Origin of the sequence: Bacillus altitudinis (genome assembly GCF_001191605.1) — a bacterium.
Classification (GTDB): Bacteria; Bacillota; Bacilli; order Bacillales; family Bacillaceae; genus Bacillus; species Bacillus altitudinis.
The window spans coordinates 846,263-859,029 of the sequence record NZ_CP009108.1 but is presented as its reverse complement, the minus strand read 5'-3'; the positions used below and the strand labels follow the sequence as shown (position 1 = coordinate 859,029).

Here is a 12,767-nt window from a genome sequence, read left to right as displayed (position 1 = left end):
TGAAACATCTCCTTATGAAAGTGTATGACGGCTGATTTTACTAGAAAAAAAGGACTTCAATAACCACGAGATGACAGTTAAATTCACCATAAACAGCAGGAGAGGATACACGATCCAAACCCATTTCGGGGCTAACCACTGAAGGCTGGATGCTCCTAATGATGCGCCGCCTGCACTCATCAACGCCGGACCAATAGTATGAACAGCGATTGCTCCAATGAAGGCACCAATAGAGAGAACGACGATAAAACTTGTTAAGTATTGATAGGTTAAATCTTTTTGAGAAAAACCAATCGTCCTTAACAAGTGAGTACGATTTAAATCTTTCGCCCTTAACATGTGCAGAAACATTATTAACATGAGGCTGGCTGTTCCAAAAGCTGCGATGGTTGAAAATAATGCAATCACTTTTACTAGAGATGCGGTGCTTCCTATTGTTTGATGCACATATTCTTTCATATCCGTCACTTTTGCAGGAGATATATTTGTTTCAAGTGCTGCTTTTTTTCCTGCCATATCTATTCCTTGTTTTAATTGTATTTGAATGGTTTTCCAAAGGGATGAATGCGGAAAAGGCTGAGATAATGCTTTAGCTGTTTTCCCTCCGTTGGTGACGTCTTGATAAATGCCGGTAACCATTTTTTGAACTTGCTGTCCATTTGTGGCGAGAGTGACTTTTTCGCCTATCTTTTTCTGAAGTGAGGCAGCACTCAACACCGATAAAGCAATCTCTTCCTCCTTCAACGGTTCCCTTCCTTGTAAATAGGTGAGAGGGAATGCTGATAGATCACCTGTTTCTAAATAGAGCGTTTCTAGTGTATTCTCCATTGTTTTGGCTTGTAGAGAAGTTGTTTCATAGACGGCAGATGTTTGAATGTCTTGGTCTACGCTAATCATAGACTCTATTTTATTTGTACTTTTCTCTAAATGGTTTCCCTGCCGAATATCAATTCGAAGGTCACTTTTTCCTGAGCCAAGATATGTGACGAAATCGGGTGATTGTAATGTGTACCATAACTGAATCGGCATTAACATTAAAAATGTACAAAGCGCAATAATACAGGTAATTGTTGAATACACCTTTATTCGCGAGAACAGATCTTTCAAACCAAACCAAAAATTGACTGGGAGGAATCTGTTTTTCTGGAGGTGCATAGGAATTTGTTTTTTACGGCTTGGTGAGCTTATGCCGCCTTGAATGGCTTGAGCGGCTGATATTTGACCAAATCTCCTTAGGACAGTATAGCTGAATGAGATGACGATCATTGCCGTCAAAATTGATACCAAAAGCGGGATCACCTGATGAATAAAAGAGAGGCGATTCCCCATATATTGCTGAATATTGGCTGTAAACAAATCACCAAACATGAGCGTCATTAAATATCCTGCTATACACCCTATACAGGCAAGCACAGCATATTTCCCAACGTATAATTGTTTGATTTTTGATAAAGGGATTCCAAGTACTTTTAAGATTCCAATTTCACGTTCATCCTCTTCTATAGCGGCGGTCATAGCGAGACGAAGAGAGAGGAGAGAAATGCTAATGAGTAGAAAGCAGACAAGAAGGAGAATGGCGATCACCATACCATCTGTTAGGGCATTCAGCATGCGAAGCAGGGGTAATGTGACAGCAGGCCCCTGTTGTGGCAGCTCAGATGATTGATAGAGTGATTGAAAAGCATCTGCTTGACCAGCATCATGCAATAAAAATTCAATTAAGTACTCCTTTTTTTGAAACACTTGATTCAGTGCCGCCCAGTCCGCATCATGCAGAAGAAATCTCTTTGAACTGACAAGACTTGGATTCATTTGGGCATCTCGTAAGAACGTTTTGATTTGAAAAGAGAATTGATGAGAGCCTTTTGTAATGAGTAACCTTTCGCCAATCTTTAAGTGGTATTTTTGTTGAAAATAAATAGGGACTGCTACTTCTCCTTTATTTACAGTGAGCTTTTCATTTCGTTCGTTTAAAAGAAAATCAAAATAGCGATTTTGTTTTACAAATAAATGATCCATCACACCCGCTTGAGCAGGCTCCTGCCCGAACTTGATGCTGACGTGTTCGATCGGAATCATTGGAACAATTTGATGTGCCTTTACCATCGACTGTTTACTTGAAAATATATCGACCGCTTTTTCATCTAAGCTGCCATCGTGCATTTGGACAAAGTCTGGTGCTTTGGCTGATTGGAGTAGATCAGAAATGGAACCATTCAGCTGGACCGTCATTTGCGCAGCGCTTGTTGCTAAAAATGATGTCATCATGATGCAAAGGGTTAAGCCGATTGAAATGAGACGGTGGCGGGTTAGGTCTTTCTTGATAAACGTCAATCTCATGAGGCTGATTCTCCTTCATGTCGAAGCATATTTTTTGTAAGGAAGGCAAGTGCAAACATCAAGGCACTGACGATTAACACGGTCACATACATGCTGGCGGAAAAAGTGTTGAACAAGAACCCGTACATCATTTGACCGAGCGGTGCAGCACATTGAGAGACCATTGTCAGATTGGCCATGACTTTTCCTAATTGAGCATTGGGTGTTTTCTTTTGCACATGTGAGATGACAACGATCGAAATCATGGTGAGCAGCATGGCAATTGGGAGACACCCTGCTAAAAAGAGAAAATAGGCTGGAAATGTACCAAATTGAAGAGCCATCTTGGATGTTGAAAAAGCAACAGGCAGCAAAATGACTGCGATGACGAGCAGCCAGCGATACAAAGTAGGAATGCGCCAATGTTTCGCTACAAGCCCAACTAGCAGGGCGCCTGCGATGACGGCAAACTCAATGATACCCATTCCTATTCCGTACATGATGTCACTGCTTTTCATTGTGACCCTTAAAATAATGGGACCTCCAACGATAAAAAATGGTGTGAGGATGAAATTTAGCAGCGCTGCAAGCAGCATGGCTCTTTTTAAAAATGGCTGGCTTCCGATATAGGAAAATCCTTGTTTCATATCTTTCAAGAGTACTTTGGTCATCGGTTCTGCGAGTGGGCTAGGTGAGAAAGAGATATTTAACCGTAAAAGCATGCATGCTGATAGAAAAAATACAATGCTGCTAGCACCTATGATGACCTGGCTCCCAATGAGTCCGTATAAAACGCCGCCAATGATAGGAGCGACAACACCTGAAAGGGCCTGCACGCCATTCACGATGCCATTCGCTTGTTCTAATTTGTCTTCTTTCACTAGCTGAGGAATACTGGACATCACAGCAGGAGCATAAAACGTACTCATGACACCAAGGAGAATCATGACGGCTCCAATCATATAAAGTGAATCATGACCTGAAAATAACCAGAAATAAAAAGCCAGAATCATAATGCCAGTAAGAACATCAAATAAAATCATCAAATTTCTTCTGTTAAACCGGTCAGCAATTGCTCCTGCTAATGGCGAAAGGAGGAGCGGGATATTGGATAAAGCGAAAAGCAGAGCATATAAATCAACACGATGTGTCATATCCAAGACGTGTAAAGATAGAACAAAACGAATCAAGGAAGACCCGAAAACGGAAATAATTTGCCCGAGAACGAGATAGATAAAATGGGTGGAGCCATTTTTGGCTGATAACGACATGAAAATCACTCTCCTTTTAGACCGACCGTCAGTCTATAATGTATGCAGGATTGGTATTGAAGTGACCAATCACTGATTATTGTCTTCCGGTTCTCCAGTTAAACGTTGGAGAAGGAAGGAGAAACTTCCCTTTTCTGCATGTAATGAGGCTTCAAGGATTGCGATAAATGCTAGAGCTCGTTGTATGCTTTCCGCTGCGGTCCATTGGAAAAGTCCCTCATCAAAGATAACCTGAGCAGAAGCGAGGAGAAATTCGACAGTTTCTTGCGGGTAATCCGTTTGAAATATCCCTTCTTCTACCCCTTGCTGAATGACTTCTGCTAAAACGGGTGATAGCTCTGTAATGGCTTTGATCAAGCTTTTTTGATGCATCTCTGCATTAGCAGGCTGATGAAATTGTTCGATCATGCCTTCTTTATGGCTGCCCTGTTTAGGAGATTGTGCCATGATGATGCGAAATAATTTATCAACCACTGAGATATCTGGATCAGCGGCAATACGCTTTGCCTCGATGATATCTGCTTTTATGATCCGGTCAATGATTGCATCCATCACTTCTTCTTTGGAAGTAAAGTAATAATAGAATGTGCCTTTTGCAATGCCAACGGCTTTGAGGATGTCAATAATTGTGGTTTGCTGATAGCCTTTGGTTGAAAAAAGCTTCTCTGCTGCATTTAAGATGTCATTTTTGCGTTCCTCAGGATGTTTAACGGTTCTCATAAAGCCATCCTTTCTTTTGACTAGACTGTCGGTCGGTCCCTTGATTTGATTAAACACTTTTTGGCGTATCTTTGTCAACGGCTGTTTTTTTCAGCTTTGCATTTATTGTGCAATGACACTATGATACATTGAATGAAAACCCCTTCAGGAGAGATGCTGAATGCAATTTTTAACCAGTGAATTGGCGCAAGAGATGGTTGAACGTACGATGCATATTTTACATCAAAACATCAATGTCATGAATGCGGATGGTGTCATTATTGGGTCTGGTGAACGAAAAAGGATTGGACAAAAACATGATGGAGCACGTCTAGTGCTGTCAAGCGGAGATAGTGTGGAGATTGATCAGGAGACATCCCACCGCTTAAAAGGCGTGAGACCTGGAATCAATCTGCCTATTTGCTTTCGCGAACAAGTTGTTGGTGTCATTGGGATTACGGGTGAGCCAGGGGATATTCGTCATCATGCCGAGCTGGTGAAAATGGCAGCTGAGCTCGTATTAGAGCAGTCTTTTCTACTTGAACGCTTCCAGTGGCGGCAGCGAATAGAGAGTGAAATTGTGAATCAGCTCATCTCCGAGTCTGACATGGGTGATCATCAGCTGAAGCACCGTGCTGACTGGCTTGGAATGGATTTAGACAAGCGGCGAATGGCTATTGTTTTTCAGCCGATTCCATCGTCCGAGGATACGGTACACAAAATGATGCATGCCATTCAATACGATAAGAATGCGGATGATTTACTAGGCATGACCTTCCGTCATGAATTGATCCTGTTAAGACAGCCGATATGTGACCATCAATTCAAGCATGTGATGAAACAGCTACAACAAACAATGGCAGGTGCAGTTGATGGACAAGTGCTCGTGGGTGTAGGAACTGTCGCTGAGGATATGAGTCAATTACCGTTGTCCTTTCAGCATGCGAGAGAGGCCCTGCGGTTAGGAAAGGTGCTCCATCCAGAGGAAAGCATATATGTCTTTGAATCTTATCAGCTTGAAAGCTTGTTTATAAAAGCGAGAGCCGCCAAAGAGGGCAAACGGTGGAGTGATTTTTATCATCCGCTGATACAAGAAACGGAACTCGTTCAAACGTTAAAGGTTTACATTGAAGAGGGCGGGGACTTACAAAGAATCGTTGATCGTCTATTTATTCACCGCAATACACTGCGATATCGTTTAGATAAAATCCAGGCATTGACCGGAAAAGATCCTCGTCATGTGAAACAGTTGATGGAGCTGTACATAGCACAATTGGACCATCAACTGTCTTAATTGTGCATTTGCACAACTGGATAAAGAAATAAATAAAAGAAGTTCATCTAGATTCACAACTCGATCCCAATGGGTAAACGCTTACAATTAAGAAAAGACAATTAGGAGGGATGGAGTATGGGTGGAGATGTGACAGTAAGTACATTGGGCGCATTGACTGCGCTTGTGATCGCTATTGTTCTCATTCTAAAAAAAGTATCACCTGCTTATGGCATGCTGGCAGGCGCATTTATTGGCGGTTTGGTTGGCGGTGTAGATGTTGTGCAGACCGTGAACGTCATGATGGAAGGCGCAAAGGACATGATTCCGGCTGTTCTTCGAATCATGGCGGCAGGTGTACTGGCAGGGGTTTTAATTGAGTCGGGTGCAGCGTTATCTATTGCGGAGGCCATCGTGAAAAAACTTGGAGAGGCGAGGGCACTTTTAGCACTCGCACTTGCAACAATGATTTTAACAACGGTGGGTGTTTTTGTAGATGTAGCAGTCATTACAGTAGCACCAATCGCACTTGCCATTGCCAAGCGTGCAAAACTTTCTAAAACGGGGATTTTACTTGCGATGATTGGAGGAGGGAAGGCGGGGAATATCATGTCACCGAATCCGAATGCCATTGCAGCCTCTGATGCCTTTGGTGTACCGCTTACTTCCCTGATGGCGGCAGGTGTCATACCGGCTATTTTCGGGATAGCCGTCACGTATGTATTAGCCAAAAAGCTTGCGAATAAAGGGACACCTGTTTTGGAAGAGGGAGCAGACCAAGGCGAGGTTCAAGCACCTGGTTTTCTACAAGCGCTTGTCGGCCCGCTTGTGACCATTCTCTTGTTAGCCTTAAGACCGTTGTTTCAAATAAATATTGATCCAATGATTGCCTTACCAATAGGAGGAATTGTAGGCGCTCTTTTCATGAAAAAAGGGAAGTTTCTCAATGATTATGCGATGTCAGGGCTGCATAAAATGTCAGGTGTAGCGATCATGTTACTAGGTACAGGCACATTAGCTGGAATTGTATCGAATTCTTCCATGAAAGAGGTATTTATTCAGGCGCTTGACGCTTCGGGATTACCTCCTTACTTGCTTGCACCAACGTCTGGAATTTTTATGTCGGCAGCCACAGCTTCGACAACTGCAGGGACGGCAGTTGCAAGTGGTGTATTTAGCGGAACTCTTATTGGTCTTGGTGTATCTGCCCTTTCAGGCGCAGCTATGATTCACGCTGGCGCAACTGTGCTAGACCATATGCCGCACGGAAGCTTTTTCCATGCAACGGCGGGAAGTGTTCAAATGGATATAAAAGAACGGTTGAAATTAATGCCCTTTGAATCGTTAATTGGTTTGACATTAACCGTTGTATCGACCATTATCTTTGGTATTTTCCAGCTGTTCGGCTGAGGACTTAATGAGAAACGAGGGGTTTTTGGATGAAAATTGTGATCGCACCAGATTCATTTAAAGAAAGTTTATCTGCTTATGAGACAGCATGTGCCATCGAACGAGGATTTCGCTCTATTTTGCCATATGCAGAATATATGAAAATCCCAATGGCAGATGGAGGAGAAGGCACAGTTCAATCGTTAGTGGATGCGACAGGCGGAACCATTGTCCAGCAAGTGGTCACAGGCCCGCTTGGCAAACCTGTAGATGCCTTTTTTGGTATGTTGGGAGATGGGCAGACAGCTGTCATAGAGATGGCAGCAGCATCAGGATTACATCTTGTCCCGCCAGAAAAACGGAACCCCTTATTCACGACGTCTAGAGGGACAGGAGAATTAATGCTTGCAGCGCTGGATAAAGGAGCGAAGCATTTAATCATTGGGCTTGGCGGAAGCGCAACAAATGATGGTGGCGTTGGCATGATGCAAGGTTTAGGTGCTTCTTTTCTCGATGAAGCAGGCCAAGACCTCACGCCGGGCGGTGGATCACTGAATCAATTAGCTTCTATTGATCTATCTCGACTGGATCCAAGATTGCGATCAGTCCGTCTGGAAGTGGCGTGTGATGTGGATAATCCTTTAACGGGTGAAAGAGGAGCGTCTGCTGTGTTCGGTCCTCAAAAGGGAGCAGATACAGAAATGGTTCAACTGTTGGACAAGAATTTATCTCATTTTGCACAAGTGGCTAAGCAGCATCTTCATGTCTCCTTTGGTGAGGCGGCAGGTGCAGGAGCGGCAGGAGGAATGGGCGCGAGTTTATTAGGCTTTTTACAGGCTGATCTGCAAAAGGGAATCGATATTGTACTGAAAGCCGTACATTTTGCTGACGTACTAAAGGACGCTGACCTAGTCATTACAGGGGAAGGTCGGATTGATCAGCAGACCATTTACGGCAAAACGCCAATCGGTGTAGCCAAAGCTGCGAAACAATATGGACTCCCTGTCATTGGCATCGCTGGGTCCCTCTCAAAAGACAGTGCAGTCGTACATGATCATGGCATTGATGCACTTTTTAGTATTGTCCCTGGCGTCACGACTCTGGCTGAAGCCATGCATGATGCTAGTGTGCATGTAGAGAGAACAGCGCGGAATATTGCGGCCGTCATGACATTTGGAAGAGATAAGTAAATGATGAAAAATGTTTCCTTTTCTATCACATTTCTTTCTATAGAAATGTGGTAAAATGGTTCTAAATGAAAAAGAAAGTTGGAGGAAACACAAATGTCTAATCTACCGAATTGTCCATCGTGCAGTTCAACCTATACATACGAGGATGGCAGCATGCTTATTTGTCCAGAATGTGCGCATGAATGGTCGCTAGAACAAGAACAAGCGGCAGAGGAACAGCTTGTTGTCAAAGATGCGAATGGAAATCTATTAAGTGATGGTGACACGGTCACTGTGATTAAAGATTTAAAAGTCAAAGGTTCTTCTTCGGTTTTAAAAATAGGGACGAAGGTCAAAGGGATTCGTTTAGTCGAAGGCGATCATAACATTGATTGTAAAATTCCTAGCTTTGGCGCAATGAAGTTAAAATCGGAGTTTGTGAAGAAAGTATAATATATGAAAAGAGGCTGTCGATCATCAGCCTCTTTTTTATTTCGATATTTATAGGTGAAAGGTATAATCTTAAACATCATTTCATACATATGTACCTATTGAAAATCATTCTTTTTTTAAGAAATCAAGCCTCTTTTCTTATAAAAATTCACGCTTTTCTTAACTCTACCTTAAAAAAGGCAGATGATTCTCTAAATTTTGCCTAATCCCCTTCACAACTTTTGGGCATTGCTGTACCATATGGAAGTGTTCTTCTATTTTTGACGGATCATGGTGTTTATCAGGAAATAGATGATAGATGATACTTAGACAAAGAAGGAGAGGTAACGTGACGAACGTTTTAGAACTGCAAAATGTATCTAGGCATATTCGTGGGAAAAAGATTGTTCAAGACTTGAGTTTCTCTGTCCAAGCGGGCGAAGTCTTTGGCTTCTTAGGGCCGAATGGCGCAGGAAAAACGACAACCATTCGCATGATGGTCGGTCTTTCTCCCATTACATCTGGTGACATTCTGATTAATGGTCATAGTATTCAAACCTCATATCAGCATGCCATCCAAGATGTCGGTGCAATTATTGAAAATCCAGAAATGTATAATCATTTAACGGCTAGACAAAACCTTGTTCATTTTGCCAGAATGAATGGAAAAGTGGATGAAGGTCGAATTGATGAACTACTAGAACTAGTTAGTTTGCAGCATGTGAAGCATAAGCGTGTCCGTACGTTTTCATTAGGAATGAAGCAGCGTTTGGGGATTGCTCAGGCATTGATACATAAACCGAAACTGCTAATCTTAGATGAGCCGACCAATGGACTAGATCCAGAGGGAATTCGTATGATACGAGATTACTTGAGAAGGCTGGCAAAGGAAGAAGGGCTTGCTGTCATTGTTTCAAGTCACCTCATGTCAGAAATGGAATTGATGTGTGATCGTTTCGCCATTATCCAAAAAGGAAAGCTGATTGCGATTGAGGATCAGCGTGCGGAGACGAAGCAGGATGATTTGGTCAATTATCGAATGAAAGTAGCATCAAGTGAGCTTGAAGAAGCTCAAAAGCTCATTGAAGCATTTGAGGAAGGCATCACAGTTAGAGAAGAGGAGCAGTACTTATTCTTCTCCATCCTAGAAGAGAAAATGCCACAATTGATTCGTCATTTGAGCGAGGCTTCTATTCATTTGTACGAAATCAAAATAGAAAAACAAACCTTAGAAGATAAGTTCTTAAGCTTAACAGGTAAAAAGGAGGCAGACGTATGATTCGCCTCATTCAAAACGAGTGGATGAAAATCAGTTATCGTGTGGGTACTTGGATTATGGTTGGGCTTCTTGTTTTAGGTATGATTGCGACGTTGATTTTTGCACTTAAAACAAACGACGAAGATCAATCATCTGGAGCATGGAAAGCCCAGCTAGAGATGATGAATACTGAGAACAAGAAGGAACTCAAAGAAATAGAAAATGGTTACTTTAAAAGAAACCTTGAAAAAGAGATCGCTATTAATGATTATCGAATTAAGCATAACTTGCCGCCAGCTGATCAGTTTAGCGACAGTGTATGGGACTATGTGAAAACAAACGCCAGTTTACTTCAGCTTGTAGGTGTGTTTGTGATCATTATCGCTTCCACCATTGTCTCGGCTGAATACAAGCATGGTACAATTAAATTATTATTGATTCGCCCACCATCAAGACTAAAAATCTTAATATCTAAATATATTACGGTGCAACTGTATGCTCTTCTACTGGTGGTGGTGCTGTTTATCTTGTCATTTATATTGGGTGCCATTTTCTTCGGACTCAATACTGATTATGTGAGTGTGATCTATCAAAATGGTGAAGTGATTGAACGTTCGCAGTTTGCCAATATGGTTTTTTATTATTTAGCTAATTGCGCAATGTTTGTTGTGTTAGGGACACTTTCGTTCGCTATATCAACAATTTTCAGAAGTGAAGCTATCTCCATTGCCATTAGTGTGTTAGCTTATATTGTAGGTGGAACGATTACAGGTATTTTAATGCTCTTCTTTGATTGGACAAAATATTTGTTATTCGCAAATGATCCATCCCAATACTTTATGGAACAGGTTACTGTTATCGAAGGCATGTCCCTAGGTTTCTCACTAACGGTCCTAGTCATTTATTGGGCCATCTTCTTGGCGGTTGCTTTAATCGTCTTCCAAAAGCGAGAAGTAAAAACAGGTTAATTTAACTTTTTAGGAGGTTTCTATCAATGATTAAGCGTAAAGGTGAAAAAATTATGGGGATTATCAGTATTGTCCTCAACGTAATTGGTGTTGGTTTTGGGGCATTGATGCTCTCTGTGGACCCAGCATTTTATGAAGAAATGAATGAAATTTTACAAGAGGAAGGCAGCGCCTTGCCAGTTGAAACACTTGAAGCTTCGGTTCATGCCTTTGGCGTTCAGTTTATGGTTGTTTCCGCAATTGCGGCTGTCTTAGCCCTTGTTGGTGTGATTGTCTTGAAAACAGACCGCCGTGCCGTGCTTTCTGGTATTCTTTTCTTGGTTTCGGCTGTGACTCTTTTAATTGGAACTGTAGGTCTTGCTTTCGTTCCAATGATCTTGTTGCTAATCGTTGGATTGATGTCACTGATTAGAAAACCGAAAACAGACATTCACACGAGTGAATATCCTTCATAATTCAAAGAAAAAGACATGCGCTGATTTTGCGCATGTCTTTCTTTTTTATATGATGCCAATCAGTTTGGCGATGATGAGTAAAACGATACTGAACCCCCACATCCAAAAGAAGGAGTAGCGGATATGTTTCCCCATATCGACCCCTGCAAGACCGATGGCAAGCCATACAGCAGGTGCAAGGGGGCTGACAAAGGTGCCGATGATATTTCCAATCATCATGGCGTATGCCGCAGATGTTCCTGACACACCAACCTCTGATGTAATCGATTCGACAATCGGCAAGAGTGCATAATAATAGGCATCTGTACTTGTCAGCATATCAAGAGGAACCCCAAATATCCCCACAATGATATGTAAAAATGGCAGTAAGAAAGCTGGCAAAATGTGAATACTGTCCACTGCAATCGCCTTTAGCATGCCCGTTCCTTCAAGAATTCCTAAAAAAGAACCTGCGGAGAAAATTACAGCTGCCATCATTAGTGCACTTGGGGCATGTGCCTTTATTCGCTCCATTTGTAAATTCACATTTGGAAAGTTAATCAGAAGTGCTAGTGAAAGACCAATCATAAACATATAGCTAGCAGGAATCACGTTCAGCACAAGAAGGACAACAACAGCTAAAAATAGAATGAGGTTGACCCACATTAAGTGATAACGCTTTAAAGACGCATCGCCTGTTTCGCTGATCGATTGAATGGCACGATCCCAATCGGCGCCTTCTAATTGGACAGCGGCTACTTCATTTGCGGCGATTTTCACCCGAATTCGTTTTTCTTCTCTTTTTCCTAAAATGAATGCCATTCCTAATATGAGCACGACCCCGATCAACTGAATTGGAATGAGCGGTACCCACAGTTCAGATGGGTCCATATTAAGGACACTCGCTGCCCGTCCTGTGGGGCCGGCCCATGGAATCATATTGGTTAATCCAGCACTTGTCCCGATTAACAAAAGCAATAAATAAGGACTCATATGTAATTTTTTATAAAGCGGAAGCAGTGCAGGTACAGTTAATAAAAAGGTGGTAGCTCCTGCTCCGTCTAAGTGTGCGATGACCCCAATCAAGGCAGTTCCCATCGCAACTGTGACAACATTTCCTTTTGTCAGCTTGATTAATGCTTTAATTACAGGTTCAAAGAACCCTGTATCTTGTAAAATGCCAAAAAATAAAATGGCGAAGATAAACATGGTCGCCACTGGCAATACTTTGATAATCCCTTGTTCAAAGAAAGTTTGAATGTCATTGATACCAAATCCCGCGATGAGCGCCCCTATTAAAGGCACCATGACCATGGCGACAATTGGACTCGCTTTCCCCCAAATCAGCAAAACAACAATCGTTAAAATAATCAACAATCCAACAAACGTTAACATAAGCCCCTCCCCCTACAATAAACCGTTTACATTTGTTTGTTTTTATACCAATGCAGTCCCACATCTGCATTGAAAAAAAGAGTATCAAAAATATGAGTATTAGGCAACCGCTTTCATACCTATACAATGGTAAAAAAGGATGGTGAATCCAATCGTGGCG

General features: G+C 42.1%; 11 protein-coding genes. 7 read left to right on the top strand and 4 right to left on the bottom strand.

All coding sequences use genetic code 11. The features are described 5' to 3' along the window. Nucleotides 1-12: 12 nt before the first annotated feature. The 3 genes from ID12_RS04305 to ID12_RS04295 form a co-directional block, all read right to left on the bottom strand. Nucleotides 13-2,340 (bottom strand): FtsX-like permease family protein, encoded by a 2,328-nt coding sequence (locus ID12_RS04305; RefSeq protein ID WP_050826778.1) that lies wholly within the window; start codon nucleotides 2,338-2,340, stop codon nucleotides 13-15. Next, nucleotides 2,337-3,590: an MFS transporter gene (locus ID12_RS04300; RefSeq protein WP_035703969.1), complete on the bottom strand. Its 1,254-nt coding sequence runs from the start codon at nucleotides 3,588-3,590 to the stop codon at nucleotides 2,337-2,339. Before ID12_RS04300 ends, ID12_RS04305 begins: the two co-directional genes overlap by 4 nt. A 69-nt stretch (nucleotides 3,591-3,659) precedes the next feature. Next, entirely contained in the window at nucleotides 3,660-4,310 is a 651-nt protein-coding gene (locus ID12_RS04295) for a TetR/AcrR family transcriptional regulator (protein ID WP_035703974.1), read from the bottom strand. A gap of 160 nt (nucleotides 4,311-4,470) precedes the next feature. On the opposite strand from ID12_RS04295, the gene ID12_RS04290 reads away from it, so the two are divergent. From ID12_RS04290 to ID12_RS04260, 7 genes are all read left to right on the top strand, one after another. Beyond that, the gene (locus ID12_RS04290; RefSeq protein ID WP_035703978.1) at nucleotides 4,471-5,583 is read left to right on the top strand and encodes a CdaR family transcriptional regulator; all 1,113 of its coding nucleotides are present in this window, start codon (nucleotides 4,471-4,473) and stop codon (nucleotides 5,581-5,583) included. A gap of 117 nt (nucleotides 5,584-5,700) precedes the next feature. Then, nucleotides 5,701-6,972 carry a GntP family permease gene (locus tag ID12_RS04285; RefSeq protein WP_050826777.1) on the top strand — a complete coding sequence of 424 codons (1,272 nt, stop codon included), beginning with the start codon at nucleotides 5,701-5,703 and terminating at the stop codon, nucleotides 6,970-6,972. 29 nt (nucleotides 6,973-7,001) lie between these two features. Then, complete coding sequence (locus ID12_RS04280) at nucleotides 7,002-8,141, top strand: glycerate kinase (RefSeq protein ID WP_050826776.1); 1,140 nt, start codon at nucleotides 7,002-7,004, stop codon at nucleotides 8,139-8,141. A 93-nt stretch (nucleotides 8,142-8,234) separates the two neighbouring features. Next, nucleotides 8,235-8,573: a zinc ribbon domain-containing protein YjdM gene (locus ID12_RS04275; RefSeq protein ID WP_017359922.1), complete on the top strand. Its 339-nt coding sequence runs from the start codon at nucleotides 8,235-8,237 to the stop codon at nucleotides 8,571-8,573. 328 nt (nucleotides 8,574-8,901) lie between these two features. Then, nucleotides 8,902-9,831: an ABC transporter ATP-binding protein gene (locus tag ID12_RS04270; protein WP_008347360.1), complete on the top strand. Its 930-nt coding sequence runs from the start codon at nucleotides 8,902-8,904 to the stop codon at nucleotides 9,829-9,831. Next, a complete protein-coding gene (locus tag ID12_RS04265) occupies nucleotides 9,828-10,778 on the top strand; it encodes an ABC transporter permease (RefSeq protein ID WP_035703987.1) in 951 nt (316 codons plus the stop codon). Before ID12_RS04270 ends, ID12_RS04265 begins: the two co-directional genes overlap by 4 nt. A 26-nt stretch (nucleotides 10,779-10,804) precedes the next feature. Further along, complete coding sequence (locus ID12_RS04260) at nucleotides 10,805-11,233, top strand: DUF4064 domain-containing protein (protein WP_007497283.1); 429 nt, start codon at nucleotides 10,805-10,807, stop codon at nucleotides 11,231-11,233. Between the two features lie 45 nt (nucleotides 11,234-11,278). Here the strand turns inward: ID12_RS04260 and ID12_RS04255 are convergent, their stop codons facing one another. Continuing rightward, entirely contained in the window at nucleotides 11,279-12,607 is a 1,329-nt protein-coding gene (locus tag ID12_RS04255) for a CitMHS family transporter (protein WP_050826775.1), read from the bottom strand. Nucleotides 12,608-12,767 lie beyond the last annotated feature (160 nt).

Bases quoted from the DNA above. Each gene is read 5' to 3' on its own strand.
- ID12_RS04305 (WP_050826778.1), bottom strand. From the start codon at position 2,340: ATGAGATTGACGTTTATCAAGAAAGACCTAACCCGCCACCGTCTCATT.
- ID12_RS04300 (WP_035703969.1), bottom strand. From the start codon at position 3,590: ATGTCGTTATCAGCCAAAAATGGCTCCACCCATTTTATCTATCTCGTT.
- ID12_RS04295 (WP_035703974.1), bottom strand. From the start codon at position 4,310: ATGAGAACCGTTAAACATCCTGAGGAACGCAAAAATGACATCTTAAAT.
- ID12_RS04290 (WP_035703978.1), top strand. From the start codon at position 4,471: ATGCAATTTTTAACCAGTGAATTGGCGCAAGAGATGGTTGAACGTACG.
- ID12_RS04285 (WP_050826777.1), top strand. From the start codon at position 5,701: ATGGGTGGAGATGTGACAGTAAGTACATTGGGCGCATTGACTGCGCTT.
- ID12_RS04280 (WP_050826776.1), top strand. From the start codon at position 7,002: ATGAAAATTGTGATCGCACCAGATTCATTTAAAGAAAGTTTATCTGCT.
- ID12_RS04275 (WP_017359922.1), top strand. From the start codon at position 8,235: ATGTCTAATCTACCGAATTGTCCATCGTGCAGTTCAACCTATACATAC.
- ID12_RS04265 (WP_035703987.1), top strand. From the start codon at position 9,828: ATGATTCGCCTCATTCAAAACGAGTGGATGAAAATCAGTTATCGTGTG.
- ID12_RS04260 (WP_007497283.1), top strand. From the start codon at position 10,805: ATGATTAAGCGTAAAGGTGAAAAAATTATGGGGATTATCAGTATTGTC.
- ID12_RS04255 (WP_050826775.1), bottom strand. From the start codon at position 12,607: ATGTTAACGTTTGTTGGATTGTTGATTATTTTAACGATTGTTGTTTTG.